General features: G+C 59.1%; 16 protein-coding genes. 8 read left to right on the forward strand and 8 right to left on the reverse strand.

The genetic code is table 11. From position 1 onward, the window contains the following. Nucleotides 1-107 precede the first annotated feature (107 nt). From ACA051_RS20635 to ACA051_RS20650, 4 genes are all read left to right on the forward strand, one after another. Nucleotides 108-1,064, forward strand: coding sequence for a LysR family transcriptional regulator (locus ACA051_RS20635; protein WP_497304353.1), 957 nt, complete (start codon nucleotides 108-110; stop codon nucleotides 1,062-1,064). A 69-nt stretch (nucleotides 1,065-1,133) separates the two neighbouring features. Then, nucleotides 1,134-1,595, forward strand: coding sequence for a MarR family winged helix-turn-helix transcriptional regulator (locus tag ACA051_RS20640; protein WP_497310637.1), 462 nt, complete (start codon nucleotides 1,134-1,136; stop codon nucleotides 1,593-1,595). Between the two features lie 374 nt (nucleotides 1,596-1,969). Continuing rightward, nucleotides 1,970-2,389 (forward strand): organic hydroperoxide resistance protein, encoded by a 420-nt coding sequence (locus ACA051_RS20645; protein ID WP_010461312.1) that lies wholly within the window; start codon nucleotides 1,970-1,972, stop codon nucleotides 2,387-2,389. A 33-nt stretch (nucleotides 2,390-2,422) separates the two neighbouring features. Beyond that, complete coding sequence (locus tag ACA051_RS20650; RefSeq protein ID WP_497371693.1) at nucleotides 2,423-3,439, forward strand: alpha/beta hydrolase; 1,017 nt, start codon at nucleotides 2,423-2,425, stop codon at nucleotides 3,437-3,439. Between the two features lie 183 nt (nucleotides 3,440-3,622). Here ACA051_RS20650 and ACA051_RS20655 read toward each other — a convergent pair whose 3' ends face one another. After that, the gene (locus ACA051_RS20655; protein WP_032626910.1) at nucleotides 3,623-4,192 is read right to left on the reverse strand and encodes an elongation factor P; all 570 of its coding nucleotides are present in this window, start codon (nucleotides 4,190-4,192) and stop codon (nucleotides 3,623-3,625) included. Between the two features lie 48 nt (nucleotides 4,193-4,240). Beyond that, a complete protein-coding gene (gene earP, locus ACA051_RS20660) occupies nucleotides 4,241-5,398 on the reverse strand; it encodes an elongation factor P maturation arginine rhamnosyltransferase EarP (protein ID WP_497371695.1) in 1,158 nt (385 codons plus the stop codon). 124 nt (nucleotides 5,399-5,522) lie between these two features. Here earP and ACA051_RS20665 point away from each other — a divergent pair, with 124 nt between their 5' ends. Together ACA051_RS20665 and ACA051_RS20670 are read left to right on the forward strand one after the other, a co-directional pair. After that, nucleotides 5,523-5,933: a hypothetical protein gene (locus ACA051_RS20665; protein WP_497304359.1), complete on the forward strand. Its 411-nt coding sequence runs from the start codon at nucleotides 5,523-5,525 to the stop codon at nucleotides 5,931-5,933. A gap of 14 nt (nucleotides 5,934-5,947) precedes the next feature. After that, entirely contained in the window at nucleotides 5,948-6,430 is a 483-nt protein-coding gene (locus ACA051_RS20670) for a GreA/GreB family elongation factor (protein ID WP_497304361.1), read from the forward strand. A 6-nt stretch (nucleotides 6,431-6,436) separates the two neighbouring features. On the opposite strand, the gene cysB is transcribed toward ACA051_RS20670, so the two are convergent. From cysB to ACA051_RS20695, 5 genes are all read right to left on the reverse strand, one after another. After that, complete coding sequence (gene cysB / locus ACA051_RS20675) at nucleotides 6,437-7,411, reverse strand: HTH-type transcriptional regulator CysB (RefSeq protein WP_008148549.1); 975 nt, start codon at nucleotides 7,409-7,411, stop codon at nucleotides 6,437-6,439. Between the two features lie 114 nt (nucleotides 7,412-7,525). Then, nucleotides 7,526-8,029: a universal stress protein gene (locus ACA051_RS20680; protein WP_403103834.1), complete on the reverse strand. Its 504-nt coding sequence runs from the start codon at nucleotides 8,027-8,029 to the stop codon at nucleotides 7,526-7,528. A gap of 95 nt (nucleotides 8,030-8,124) precedes the next feature. Beyond that, a complete protein-coding gene (locus tag ACA051_RS20685) occupies nucleotides 8,125-9,030 on the reverse strand; it encodes a 5'-nucleotidase (protein ID WP_461975464.1) in 906 nt (301 codons plus the stop codon). 25 nt (nucleotides 9,031-9,055) lie between these two features. After that, complete coding sequence (locus ACA051_RS20690; RefSeq protein WP_497371697.1) at nucleotides 9,056-10,012, reverse strand: putative 2-dehydropantoate 2-reductase; 957 nt, start codon at nucleotides 10,010-10,012, stop codon at nucleotides 9,056-9,058. Further along, a complete protein-coding gene (locus ACA051_RS20695) occupies nucleotides 10,009-10,395 on the reverse strand; it encodes a thioredoxin family protein (RefSeq protein WP_497371699.1) in 387 nt (128 codons plus the stop codon). The genes ACA051_RS20690 and ACA051_RS20695 overlap by 4 nt, the downstream gene beginning before the upstream one ends. Between ACA051_RS20695 and ACA051_RS20700 the strand changes: the two genes are divergently transcribed. Next, complete coding sequence (locus ACA051_RS20700; RefSeq protein ID WP_497304367.1) at nucleotides 10,394-10,837, forward strand: PilZ domain-containing protein; 444 nt, start codon at nucleotides 10,394-10,396, stop codon at nucleotides 10,835-10,837. The two genes, ACA051_RS20695 and ACA051_RS20700, sit on opposite strands and share 2 nt — an antisense overlap. A 161-nt stretch (nucleotides 10,838-10,998) precedes the next feature. Continuing rightward, nucleotides 10,999-12,075: a 3-deoxy-7-phosphoheptulonate synthase gene (locus tag ACA051_RS20705; protein WP_497304369.1), complete on the forward strand. Its 1,077-nt coding sequence runs from the start codon at nucleotides 10,999-11,001 to the stop codon at nucleotides 12,073-12,075. A 66-nt stretch (nucleotides 12,076-12,141) separates the two neighbouring features. On the opposite strand, the gene ACA051_RS20710 is transcribed toward ACA051_RS20705, so the two are convergent. After that, nucleotides 12,142-12,429, reverse strand: coding sequence for a GNAT family N-acetyltransferase (locus ACA051_RS20710; protein ID WP_109633645.1), 288 nt, complete (start codon nucleotides 12,427-12,429; stop codon nucleotides 12,142-12,144). Between the last annotated feature and the right edge of the window lie 54 nt (nucleotides 12,430-12,483).

Genomic DNA, 12,483 nt, shown 5'->3' on the forward strand with positions numbered 1-12,483 from the left:
GCGATTTTCCTTTTGTCAGAGCATTCATCCTACGCAGTCGACGCTGGCGGGGAAACGCACAGCAACGCACAATGGCTGTGCCAACTTCGCACAAGCACTGACACACCATGAACCCAAATCAATTGACCGAACAGCTAGGCCTTTTCCTAGATGTACTGGAAACCGGGAGCTTTTCCGCGGCGTCCCGCCGACATCCTCTGACGCCTTCGGCGGTGGCGCGACGTATCGACAGCCTGGAAAATGCAGTCGGCAGCCAGCTGTTCATTCGCAGCACCCACGCGGTGCGCGCCACTCCTGCAGGCCTGGCGTTCGCCGAACGGGCGCGACGGATTGTGGCAGAACTGCGCCTGGCCCGCGCCGAAGCGGTGTCCCTGAGCAGTTCGCCGGAAGGCTTGATCCGGATTGATGCGCCAGCGGCGTTCGGCCGACGGCACTTGGCGCCGGTGATTGCCGACTTCCTGATGCTCTATCCGGGCCTCGACGTGCAATTGCATTTGATCGACAGTTTTGTCGACATGCAGGGGCTGAATCTGGGCAAGGTGGATCTGGTGCTGCGCGCAGGGCAAATGGCCGACACCCGGCTGGTGGCCACGCCGCTGGCGAGTATGGTGCGTATTGCCTGCGCCAGCCCCGAGTACCTGAAACGTCGCGGCGTCCCGACCGAGCCGGCGCAGTTGATCGAACATGACGGCCTCGACTGGGACGGCCTGGCCCCACCCTTCGCCTGGCGCTTTGAACGCGACGGGCACATGCACCTGCATCGCCCGGCGCGCATCCGCATGAGTGCCAACAATGCCGAGGCGTTGGTCTGCGGTGCGCTGGCCGGGTTGGGCATCGCGCATTTGCCGACCTGGCTTGCCAGCGAATATCTGTTGCGCGGCGAGTTATTGCCGCTGTTTTGTGAAAACGGCCTGCCACCCACGGACTCCACCGGCATCTATGCATTGCGACTGTCGCAACAACCCAATTCGCGCAGCCGCCTGCTTCTGGAATACCTGAAAACCCGTTTCAGCCCTATTCCACCGTGGGACCTGGCGCTGCAAAACACCCTGGACCGGCACTAGTCTAGAATTGTCTGGTGCATTAAAGATTCGTCCGCTAGATTCATGACGATCACTGATCAAGGCTTTGAAATGACCACCGAGCGCAATACCCGGGATAACTGCGACGACCTGCTGCTGGACAATCAGGCTTGCTTCGCCCTGCATTCCACGTCGCTGCTAATGACCAAGGTCTACAAGCCGCTGCTGCAAGCGCTGGGCCTGACCTATCCGCAGTACCTGGCAATGATGGTGTTGTGGGAGCGGGATGGTTTGACTGTTGGAGAAATCAGCACACGACTGCTGACAGATCCCGGCTCGTTGACGCCTTTGCTCAAACGCCTGGAAGTCGAAGGACTGCTCAGTCGCACACGCAGCCGTGAGGATGAGCGGGTGGTGATCGTCGAGCTGACCGAACAGGGGCGTGCGTTGCGCGATAAGGCACGCAGCATTCCCCAGTGCATCCTCGGTGCAAGCGGAATGACGCTTGAGAGACTGCAAAAACTTCAAGCGGAGCTGCAAGAACTGCGCAGCAATCTCCAAGACAGCCTCTAATCTCCAACCACCCCGGATCCCCTGTAGGAGTGAGCCGGCTCCGGGCGGCGTTCCGACGATAACGGAGTGTCATTCAGCATTGATACTGACTGACACTCCGTCATCGTCGGAACGCCGCCCGGAGCCGGCTCACTCCTACATTTGCTTTGTTGTATCCCTGCCGACCTCGCTGGCCCCTTCGAAAAAATATTCCGCTAAAAAACCCTTCCGCAACCGCTCTAACTCAACACCTCCAATCCGCGCCCTCCTCTAATCCAAAACTTTTTCAAGATTTTATCTTGCGCGCAAGATATTAGCGCGATACATTCACCTCGCACTTACTTAGCGCGCAAACATTTAGCGCAAACCAAGCAAACCCGAACGAGGCTCACACCATGCAAACTCTCTACACCGCAATCGCAACCTCCACTGGCGGCCGTGACGGTCGTGCGGTTTCCAGTGACAACATCCTCGACGTCAAACTAGCCACCCCGAAAGAACTCGGTGGTGCCGGCGGCGCAGCGACCAACCCTGAGCAACTGTTCGCAGCCGGCTACTCCGCCTGCTTCATCGGCGCGCTGAAATTCGTCGCCAGCCAGACCAAACGCAGCATCCCGAATGACGCCTCGATCACCGCCCATGTCGGAATCGGCCAGATCCCTGGTGGCTTCGGCCTGGACATCGACCTGCACATCAGCCTGCCGGGTCTTGAACAGGCCGACGCGCAAAGCCTGGTCGAGGCGGCCCACCAGGTCTGCCCGTACTCGAACGCGACCCGTGGCAACGTCGATGTGCGCCTGCACGTTACCGTCTAACCGCCGACTACCAGGCCCGAACAGGAAATGAACATGAACACTTTCAGCAAAGTCTTGACCGGCACCCTTCTCGCTATGTCCATCAGCAACGCATTCGCGGGCGATGGGGTCGAACACAACACCCAGGCGTTCCTCGATGTCCTGAATGCCGGCACCGGCAAACCGATGGAACAACTCACTCCCAAAGAAGCCCGCGCGGTGCTGGTGGGTGCGCAAGCCTCGGTGAAGTTGACACTGCCAAAAGCCGATGTCAGCGAGAAGACCATACAAGTCGACGGCAAACCGCTCAGCCTGACTATCGTCCGGCCGGCCGGGGTCAAGGGCGAGCTGCCGGTGTTCATGTTCTTCCACGGCGGCGGCTGGGTGCTGGGGGATTTCCCGACCCACGAACGTCTGGTTCGTGACCTGGTGACGGGTTCGGGTGCAGCGGCGGTGTTCGTCAATTACACCCCGTCACCGGAAGCGCATTATCCGGTGGCGATCAATCAGGCTTACGCCGCGACGAAATGGGTGGCTGAGCACGGCAAAGAAATCAACGTCGACGGCAAGCGCCTGGCAGTGGCCGGCAACAGCGTCGGCGGCAACATGGCGGCCGTGGTTGCACTGATGGCCAAAGACAAGGGCACGCCGGCGATCAAGTTCCAGGTGCTGCTGTGGCCGGTGACCGATGCCAGCTTCGAAACCGCGTCCTACAACCAGTTTGCCGAGGGGCACTTCCTCACCAAAAACATGATGAAGTGGTTCTGGGACAACTACACCACCGACGCCAAACAACGTAACGAGATCTACGCCTCGCCGCTGCGGGCCACCACTGCGCAACTGAAGGGCTTGCCGCCTGCGCTGGTGCAAACAGCCGGTGCCGACGTGTTGCGCGATGAAGGTGAAGCCTATGCCCGCAAACTGGACGAGGCTGGGGTGCCGGTCACCGCGGTTCGTTACAACGGGATGATTCACGACTACGGTTTGCTTAACGTAGTGAGCCAGGTGCCGGCAGTACGTTCGGCGATGCTGCAAGCGTCCGAAGAACTGAAACAACATCTGAAGAAATAACACAGCTCTAATGTAGGAGTGAGCCTGCTCGCGATGACGGAGTGTCAGTCGACATTGATTTCGACTGACACTCCGTCATCGCGAGCAGGCTCACTCCTACAAGGGTTGCAACGTTGAATTCGAAATTGCGCACACAAAAAAGCCCGACTCAATGGTCGGGCTTTTTCATTCCTGAGGCTGTGCTTATTTAGCACGGCCTTTGTAGGAACCGCCTTCGCGGGTGTCGATCTCGATGCGGTCACCGATTTCGATGAAGTCAGCAACTTGCAACTCGGTGCCGTTGCTCAGCTTGGCAGGCTTCATCACCTTGCCGGAAGTGTCGCCGCGAGCCGAACCTTCGGTGTAGTCAACTACGCGCACGATGGTGGTCGGCAGTTCTACGGAAACCAGACGCTCTTCGAAGAAGATCGCTTCGCAAACATCGGTCATGCCTTCTTCAACGAAAGGCAGAACGGCTTCGATGTCTTCAGCGTTCAGCTCGTACATGGTGTAGTCGGTGGTGTCCATGAACGTGTAGGTGTCGCCGCTGATGAACGACAGGGTCGCTTCTTTGCGGTCGAGGATTACGTCGTCCAGTTTGTCGTCAGCGCTGTAAACGATCTCGGTCTTGTAACCGGTCAGCAGGTTTTTCAGCTTGGTCTTCATGATCGCGCTGTTACGACCGGATTTGGTGAATTCAGCTTTCTGAACCAGCCAAGGATCGTTTTCGAGACGGATCACGGTACCGGGTTTCAGTTCTTTACCAGTTTTCATTGCGAATATCCGAATTTGGATGGGATTTACAAAAATCTAGGCCGCGTATCATATCCAATTTAGGTAAAACTGTACCAGCGCTGCGGCAAGATCGGCCTGCAAGGCCTGTTCCAGACACCACGCCTCGGCGTGTTTTTGCAGCTCCGGCCAGTGTTTACGGGTGGTCAGCCAGTGGTCGGACATATTAAGGCCTGCATTCCACGCACGCCAAAGACCGCTGATCGCCTCGCGGGCAGGCTCGGACAGGCCTTGGGTGTACAGCGCGAGGAAGGCATCGAGCTTGTCCAGGTGGATGTCTTCGTCCTGCTGATAGATGTGCCAGAGCAGCGGCCGCCCTGCCCATTGCGCTCGGACAAAGGAATCTTCGCCGCGCACGGCGTTGAAGTCGCAGCACCAGAGCAGGTGGTCGTATTGATCCTGTCGGACGAACGGCAAGACTTGCACGGTCACCTCACCGCGCACATGCAACGCGCCGGCCGCCAGCTGATCGACACCCAGCCAGCGTTCTACATCCCCTAGAATCCGGCCTTCGGGCACCAGCAGATGTGTGGGTATCGAATCGGCGGCCATCGTGTCCAGCCAACTGGCCAAGCCACTGTTTTCATACGCGAACAGTGAGATCAGTTGGGCGCTCGGTGCGCGATGAATCCCCAGGCCTTGCAGGAATGCTCGCTGTGCCTCGGGGCTTTGCTGAAACTGCCTGCGACGTTCAAGCAATCCGCTTTCTCGCAGCAAGCCCCCCGTGCCTTTCTGAAACCCAGGAAAGAAGAAGTACTTCTGCACGCTCTTGTACTTAACCGACGGCAAACCGTGACAGCCGATCACCCAGTCTTCGGCGCTCAGATAGTCGAGGTTCATCCACAGCGGCGGCTTTTCCCGCGAAGCCATGGCGTCCATGTAGGGGCTCGGCAACTGGCAGGCGAACGCGGCGATCACGACATCGGCGGCTTCAGCGGGTTGCCATTCGGCAGGCCACTGACGCACCTCGACACCCTGCTGCCATTGTTGCGAAGCGCGTATGTCGATGTCCGGACAGATGCGCTCAAAGGCCCGCAGGTCATCGACCCACAAACGCACCTCCACCGCATGCTCGGCCACCAACTGTCGGGCCAGGCGCCAGGTCACGCCGATGTCGCCAAAGTTGTCGACCACGGTGCAAAAAATATCCCAGCGCCAGCGGTTTTTCACTTGAGGCATTTCAGGCATTCCAGGCTCCCGTTGGCAAAGGCGCCGATTGTCCGCATAAATTACCTCGCGCAGAAGAGCCGACGGCGATTAATCTTCGTGCGACAATCGCCATTCGCCCGCGCCCACCCGCCAGGAGGCAGCCATGCCCTACCGTCCCTCTCCACGCCGCCCGTTGCCGATTCAGCTCAATGCGCTGCAATTGACCGGCAGCATTGCCCTCGGTCTGTGGCTTGGATTCCTCGCGATCGCGCTGACCTGCTGGCTCGCCTCGCGCCTGCTGTTCAGCGAGCAACTCGCGCCGGTCGCAGCCGCTGTAGAGCAACTGGCCAAGCCGCCGGTGGTGGTGCAACCGGTGCCGGACATCCCGCCGCAAAGCCCGCTGTTCGAACAGTACGAAGATAACCTGCGCAAGAATGAACAACAGCAACGGATGGATCAGGCCCGCAGCACCCGCCGCAACCTGTCCAACCCGAAATGCCAGTTCTGGCTGCAACAGGACCAGACCGCGCCGAGCGAAAAAAGCCGTGCCAATGTCCTGCAATTCTGCGACTGATCATGAAGCTCTCTATGCATAAGCCGACCGTCCACCAGTTGATTCTCGACAAGCTTCGAATCGATCTCGACATCGCCGAGCGTGCCGCGCAAACCGCTTACGAAACCGCAACCCACGAAGAAAATATCGCCGAAAACAAGTACGACACGTTGGGTCTGGAGGCGTCTTATCTAGCGGCCGGACAGGCCAAACGTGTGGAAGAGATCAGGCAGTCACTCACGCTGTGCCAGAACCTGACCTTGCGTCCTTATGACGAACAACGCGGGATCGAAGTGGGCGCCCTGCTCGGATTGGAAGACGAAAAGGGTCATGAGCAGTGGCTGTTTCTGGCGCCTGACGCGGCGGGTCTGAAAGTCGATATGGTCGGACAGATGATCACCGTCATCACCCCTCGTTCACCGCTGGGCAAAAGCCTGCTGGGCAAGTTCGAAGGGGACGAGGTAGAGATTCTGGTGGCGGGCGCCCGGCAACAGTTTGCTGTTACCGAGGTCATTTGAAAGGGATCAGTGGACCGGCAGTTCGACGCCGTCGAACAGCTCTTCCAGTTCCTGCTTGTTGTGGCACTGAATGGCCTTGGCCATCACTTCGCGGGTCAGGTGCGGCGCGAACTTCTCGATGAAGTCGCACATGAAACCACGCAGGAAGGTGCCACGACGGAAACCGATTTTGGTGATGCTGGATTCGAACAAGTCGCTGGCATCGAGCATGACCAGGTCACTGTCGAGTTTGGCATCGACCGCCATTTTCGCCACGATGCCCACGCCCAGGCCCAGACGAACATATGTCTTGATCACGTCGGCGTCGGCCGCGGTGAACACCACTTTCGGCGTCAGGCCGCGATGGCTGAAGGCTTCGTCGAGTTTCGAACGGCCGGTGAAGCCAAACACGTAAGTCACAATCGGGTATTCGGCCAGTGCTTCCAGGGTCAGCTTCGACAGCTTGGTCAGCGGGTGGCCCTGAGGCACGACCACGCAGCGGTTCCAGCGGTAGCACGGCATCATCACCAGGTCGCCGAACAGTTCCAGCGCTTCGGTGGCGATGGCGAAATCCACGGTGCCGTCAGCGGCCATTTCGGCGATTTGCATCGGCGAACCCTGGTGCATGTGCAGGGCAACGTCCGGGTACTGCTTGATGAAATTGCTGATCACCGGCGGCAAGGCATAACGTGCCTGAGTGTGCGTGGTGGCGATCGATAGGGTGCCTTTTTTCTCGTTGGAGAACTCCTGGGCGATCTGCTTGATGCTTTCAACCTTGCGCAGGATCTCGCCGGCGGTGGTGATGATGCGCTCGCCGGCCGGGGTGACGCGGGTCAGGTGCTTGCCGCTGCGAGCAAAAACCTCGACGCCCAATTCGTCCTCCAGCAGACGGATCTGCTTGCTGATACCCGGTTGCGAGGTGTAAAGGCTTTGGGCTGTAGCGGAAACGTTGAGGTCGTGGTGCGCCACTTCCCAGATGTAGCGCAGTTGTTGAAGCTTCATATGAATCCCTCAAAGCAAGGTAGACGCCACGGGCATCAGCGACGGTATATAACTATATTAATGGTCTGAAGAATAAATCTAGAACTTTTTTGTCAAATTGCCACTATTCTTGCTCTAGCGATCCCCCTGGCGACGTCGCTCAACCAGCGGCACCAGATAAACCGGCACACGCGCCAGTTGCAACACCCGCGCAGCGGTGCGGCCCAAGGGTGTTTCCGCCCCTGCGCCATGGCTGTGACTACCTACGATCAACAAATCCACGGAGAGTTTCTGCGCCTGGTCGAGAATCACCTGCGACGGGTCCCCCTGCAGCACCCGCACCGCTTTGATCCGCTCCAGATCCTGCTCCCCTTCATCCCCCAATTCTTCACGAAAACTGTCGAGCACCCGCTGCTCGATATTGGCAATCACCGTGCTCAGGCCCTGACTGTGAAACTCGTTCAAGGCCTGCTCATCGAGGTAACTCTGCAGCACTGATTCGGCAAACAACCCCATGGGCTCAACGGCGTGCACCACATACAAGTCGGCATTGAATGTCCGCGCCAGCGCCAAGGCATGCTGCATCACCAACGGTGCGTACAGCCCGAGATCCGTGGCATACAGCATCGAATGAATCATATGACCTCCTCGCGTGCCAACATGGCGGAGATTTGATTCAGCTTAGCAGTGCCTTGACGAGTACGACGTTCGGCGTAACGCGTTGAACGGCGGGCTTAAACTTTTTGCTCGTTGCTGATGCCATGGGGCACGTGACCGGTGGCGACCACTTCGCGGGCCAGCTCGCAATGGCCGGCCTGGTCGTCGAAAAACACATCAGCGGCGAACGCTTCGAGAAACGCCGATTTGGTCAAGCCGCCAAGAAACAGCGACTCGTCCAGACGAATGTCCCACTCGCGCAAGGTACGGATCACCCGCTCATGGGCTGGCGCCGACCGCGCCGTCACCAGGGCGGTGCGGATCGGACAGGCGTCATCGGGAAACTCGCGCTGCAACAGATTGAGGGCGGCGAGGAAGCCTTTGAACGGCCCTCCGCGCAAGGGCTCGCGGGCCGATTCGCGCTCGCTGGCCTGAAACGCTTCCAGGCCACCGGACTGATAGATCCGCTCGGACTCATCGGAAAACAGCACGGCATCACCGTCGAAGGCGATGCGCAACTCATCGCTGGCCGCACGGCTGGCCCCCCCCGACAAAATGGTCGCCGCAGCGAACCCTGCGTCCAGCGCGCTGCGCACATCTTCGGCATGGGTGGAGAGAAACAGGTCGCAACCAAAGGCCTTGAGGTACGGATAAGGGCTGCGCCCGCCCACGAACGCCGCGCGGGAAATCGCCAGGCCATAATGATCAATCGAGTTGAATACGCGCAGGCCGGTGTCGGCGCTGTTGCGCGACACCAGGATCACCTCGACCCGGGCCCGACCGAGGCTGGCGTTCAGATTGAGCAGTTTTTCCACCAACGGAAACGCATCCCCGGGCTCGAGGATTTCGTCTTCATGTTCAATCTGATATTGCCGGTAAGCTTCGACGCCGCTCGACAGATAGACCTTATGGCTTTCGCTCAGGTCGAACAGCGCTCGCGATGAAATCGCCAGCACCAGTTTGTCGTCGATAGTCTTTGCCATGCCCTTCCCCCTCAGGTTGATCGACTCACGTGTTGCGTCGATCGATAAAACTCAAGCTGCGATACAAGGCTTCGATTCGTGGCAATTCGCACCCCGCCGCCTTCGCCGTTGCCAGCGGTTGCGCGTAGATCGCCTGCAGCTCCAGCGGTCGTTTGTGCAGAAAATCGTGGTACATGCTTGGCCAATAGTCGGGCATTTTCTCGGTCACCTTGAACAAATGCTCGGCATACCCGACCGGAATATCGTGACCGCAGGCGATTGCTCCCCGAACCACTTCGGCCATCAGCGACTGGATCAGTTCCCGGCTGTCGGCATCAGCCATCAACGGCGTGGTGCTGGCCCCGAGCAGCACCGACAGACCGTTGTAAGGGATATTCCAGACCAGTTTTTGCCAGCGTGCCTGGTGGAGGTTCGGCATGGCCTGAGAGTCGATACCGGCTGCGCGAAACAGTCCGGCGCCCTCCTCGACAATCGTCATTCGCGCCTGCTCATCGGCTGCGGGACCGCTGTGGTAGCCGACGTTTACCGCGCCGAGCGCTTGATGGGTTATGACGCCAGGCCCTTCGCGATGGACGCAGATAAAACACAGCCCGCCGAGCAGGTGCAGGGAATCGGGAAGTAACTCACGCAAGCTGTCTTCGACGTCCAGGCCATTTTGCAACAGCAGGACGTTGGCATTCGGGGCGGCGGCCTGGATGATGGCAGGCGCCAAATCCGCGTTGCTGGTGGTTTTTGCGCCGACCAGCACCCAGTCACAGGCGGGCATGTCCTCAGCGGACGAATAGGCCTGGACCGGGTTCAGCGTCAATGCGCCATGCACCGCACTGTCGACTTGCAGCCCGCGTTCAGCGACTGCTGCAAATTCACTGCGCAACAAGAAGTGCACATCGAACCCGGCACGCGCCAGCATCACCCCGTAGAACCCGCCGATCGCGCCGGTTCCGATAATACCGATTGTCGGTTTGGCAACTGCCCCCATCATGGCAACTCCTCTGCATGTCGACTGAGCGCCTGGCGCACAGTTTCATTGAGCCCGGTGCTGGTCAGGCGCGACTGTACTGCCCCGAAGAACTCGCCGTCGCGCACCACAAACAGCGCCGGCAAATGAAAAACCTGATAACGCTCGACCAGCCCGCCATTGTCCCCGGCATCGATCCAGCACAGCCGGTCGATCGCCAGATCGAGTCTTGGCAATTGCTCACGGGCAAAACGGCAACTGGCGCAGCCGACGCTGGTGAAAATCACCAGCGACACACCGCTCATCGCTAGCAGCCGTTGGTCGGCGTCGAAATCAGTCAGTTCCAATTCGACCACTATACTGGGGGAAACAATGTCAAATGGCCGACACATGGAGTTTGTGTTCATGGGACGTTTTCTACCTCACCCTGACGATGTGCCCGTCGAGTTAACGTTGCTCAAGCATGAGTGCATTTCGCGGCAACGGCTGCACACTATCAGCCTCGGCGGCATGGCTTGCAATTACCACCGCGCCTGGCGCCACGGTACGGCGCTGGAAGTACGCATGCCAACCTTGAATCCCGATTTGCGCTATCTGGGCTATGTGGCCTGGTGCCTGCGACGCAAGCGCGGCTACCTGGTGGGCATTGCCTTCGTCGACGAACAGATGCTGTTCAGTGCGCGAATGGGCGAGCAGGTTTGCCAGATCGAACGTTATTGCCGCCTGCGTGACGCACACGAAGACCTGCAGGATATTCAGGCCCTGGCCCTCGACTGGGTCCAGCAGCATGCCGACGAGTTCTCTCACGACACGGTTCGCAAGGCATTTGCACAGCCTGCGCTGGGTTAGGCGACGCTCTCAATTAGTGAGAATGCCCCTAAAACCGGTGTCTGCCCATTGTCGAGCAGGCGCCTAACGCGCTAAGGTTCGGCTCCCCGACGCGCTTAATTTGCTGTGCTCCGCCGCGCGGGTTCGCTGGCGGCCGGCACCCGTGACCTGACGAGTAAACGATGGCTGATTTACCGATCAACGACCTAAACGTCGCCTCCAACGAGACCCTGATCACTCCCGATCAGCTCAAGCGTGATATCCCTCTGAGCGACGCGGCCCTGCGCACCGTCACCAAGGGCCGCGAAGTCATTCGCAACATTCTTGATGGCACCGACCACCGATTGTTCGTCGTGATCGGCCCTTGCTCGATCCACGACATCAAGGCGGCCCACGAATACGCCGAGCGCCTGAAAGTGCTTGCCGCAGAAGTGTCCGATACCTTGTATCTGGTCATGCGCGTGTATTTCGAGAAGCCACGTACCACTGTCGGCTGGAAAGGTCTGATCAACGACCCGTACCTGGATGACTCCTTCAAGATTCAGGACGGTCTGCACATCGGTCGTCGGTTGCTGCTGGACCTGGCCGAGATGGGCCTGCCGACCGCCACTGAAGCCCTCGACCCGATCTCCCCGCAATACTTGCAGGACCTGATCAGCTGGTCGGCCATCGGCGCGCGCACCACCGAATCCCAGACTCACCGTGAGATGGCTTCCGGCCTGTCTTCGGCTGTCGGCTTCAAGAATGGCACTGATGGCGGCTTGACCGTGGCGATCAACGCCCTGCAGTCGGTTTCCAGCCCGCACCGTTTCCTGGGCATCAACCAGGAAGGTGGCGTGTCGATCGTCACCACCAAGGGCAACGCCTACGGTCACGTGGTCCTGCGCGGTGGCAACGGCAAGCCGAACTATGATTCGGTCAGCGTCGCGCTCTGCGAGCAAGCGCTGAACAAGGCGAAGATCAAGCCGAACATCATGGTCGATTGCAGCCACGCCAACTCCAACAAGGATCCGGCCCTGCAACCGCTGGTGATGGAGAACGTCGCCAACCAGATCCTCGAAGGCAACCAGTCGATCATCGGCCTGATGGTCGAAAGTCACCTGAACTGGGGCTGCCAGGCCATCCCGAAAGACCTCGCCGACTTGCAATACGGCGTGTCGATCACCGATGCCTGCATCGATTGGTCCGCTACAGAAACCACCTTGCGCAGCATGCACGCCAAGCTCAAGGATGTGCTGCCCAAACGCGCTCGCACCTGATCACGTTTCGCTGCACACAAAAACGCCGGGCTAAACCCGGCGTTTTTTTGTGTTCGTATTTTGAGGTTACTGGCTCAGCTTGGCGGCATGCCGTTGGTGGCGCTCCATGTAGCGCTCGACGTAAGAGCACGATGGAATGACGGTGTAACCCATTTCTTCAGCGTACTGCAGCGCCTGTTCGGTCAATGCGGCCGCGATGCCGCGCCCCCGCAATGCGTTGGGCACGAAGGTGCGATAGATATCCAGGGTCTGTTTCCCCAGATCCATATAGGTCAGGTAGGCACGATGACCGTCCACACTGGTCTCGAACTGATGACCAGCCTGGTCATGGTGGATGGACAACGCCTCGCTCATCACTACTCCTCGCGGGTCTTGAATTCTGACCCCTACCTTACCGATGTTTTTCCG

It is taken from the genome of Pseudomonas sp. LBUM1669 (assembly GCF_059695705.1).

Coding starts and splice junctions, on each gene's coding strand:
- ACA051_RS20685 (WP_461975464.1), bottom strand. CDS start 9,030: ATGGCAAAGACTATCGACGACAAACTGGTGCTGGCGATTTCATCGCGA.
- ACA051_RS20695 (WP_497371699.1), bottom strand. CDS start 10,395: ATGAACACAAACTCCATGTGTCGGCCATTTGACATTGTTTCCCCCAGT.
- ACA051_RS20670 (WP_497304361.1), top strand. CDS start 5,948: ATGCATAAGCCGACCGTCCACCAGTTGATTCTCGACAAGCTTCGAATC.
- ACA051_RS20645 (WP_010461312.1), top strand. CDS start 1,970: ATGCAAACTCTCTACACCGCAATCGCAACCTCCACTGGCGGCCGTGAC.
- ACA051_RS20665 (WP_497304359.1), top strand. CDS start 5,523: ATGCCCTACCGTCCCTCTCCACGCCGCCCGTTGCCGATTCAGCTCAAT.
- cysB (WP_008148549.1), bottom strand. CDS start 7,411: ATGAAGCTTCAACAACTGCGCTACATCTGGGAAGTGGCGCACCACGAC.
- ACA051_RS20650 (WP_497371693.1), top strand. CDS start 2,423: ATGAACACTTTCAGCAAAGTCTTGACCGGCACCCTTCTCGCTATGTCC.
- ACA051_RS20710 (WP_109633645.1), bottom strand. CDS start 12,429: ATGAGCGAGGCGTTGTCCATCCACCATGACCAGGCTGGTCATCAGTTC.
- ACA051_RS20680 (WP_403103834.1), bottom strand. CDS start 8,029: ATGATTCATTCGATGCTGTATGCCACGGATCTCGGGCTGTACGCACCG.
- ACA051_RS20690 (WP_497371697.1), bottom strand. CDS start 10,012: ATGATGGGGGCAGTTGCCAAACCGACAATCGGTATTATCGGAACCGGC.
- ACA051_RS20635 (WP_497304353.1), top strand. CDS start 108: ATGAACCCAAATCAATTGACCGAACAGCTAGGCCTTTTCCTAGATGTA.
- ACA051_RS20700 (WP_497304367.1), top strand. CDS start 10,394: ATGGGACGTTTTCTACCTCACCCTGACGATGTGCCCGTCGAGTTAACG.
- ACA051_RS20705 (WP_497304369.1), top strand. CDS start 10,999: ATGGCTGATTTACCGATCAACGACCTAAACGTCGCCTCCAACGAGACC.
- earP (WP_497371695.1), bottom strand. CDS start 5,398: ATGCCTGAAATGCCTCAAGTGAAAAACCGCTGGCGCTGGGATATTTTT.
- ACA051_RS20655 (WP_032626910.1), bottom strand. CDS start 4,192: ATGAAAACTGGTAAAGAACTGAAACCCGGTACCGTGATCCGTCTCGAA.
- ACA051_RS20640 (WP_497310637.1), top strand. CDS start 1,134: ATGACCACCGAGCGCAATACCCGGGATAACTGCGACGACCTGCTGCTG.